1 protein-coding gene is annotated in these 643 nt (G+C 34.2%); it reads left to right on the forward strand.

The genetic code is table 11. From position 1 onward, the window contains the following. Positions 1 to 643, forward strand: a 643-nt coding sequence (locus D8863_RS10755) for a helicase-like domain-containing protein (protein WP_260469808.1), incomplete at both ends; no start/stop codon positions are given.

Raw genomic sequence — 643 nt, forward strand, 5'->3', positions numbered from 1 at the left:
AACTACGAGAGATTAAAACACATTCTGAAAATAAGTATACCGTTAAAGAAGCGGAACAATCAATTAGTGGTTTAGAGAGACAATTGGAAGAACTGCAACGCTTCAATCGTGATAGTTTTATTGATTTTGAAAACTTAGGAATTGATTTTCTCTTTGTGGATGAAGCACATCACTTTAAAAATATACGTCCAATTACTGGACTTGGAAATGTAGCCGGGATTACCAATACAACCTCTAAGAAGAACGTGGATATGGAAATGAAGGTTCGACAGATTCAGGAAGAACATGATTTTAAAAATATTGTCTTTGCGACAGGAACACCTGTTTCCAATTCTATTAGTGAGTTGTATACTATGATGAACTATATTCAACCAGATATCTTAAAACGCTATCAAGTTGATTATTTTGACTCTTGGGTAGGTGCTTTTGGAGAAATTCAAAACTCTATGGAATTAGCTCCTACAGGGGATAAGTACCAACCTAAGAAACGATTTAAAAAGTTTGTCAATCTACCTGAGTTGATGAAAATCTATAAAGAAACAGCCGACATTCAAACACAAGATATGTTGGATTTACCTGTTCCAGAAGCTCATATTATCCCTATTGAGAGTGAGTTAACTGAAAATCAGAAACTCTATTTAGA

This window comes from Streptococcus oralis, assembly GCF_003943825.1.
Classification (GTDB): Bacteria; Bacillota; Bacilli; order Lactobacillales; family Streptococcaceae; genus Streptococcus; species Streptococcus oralis_CD.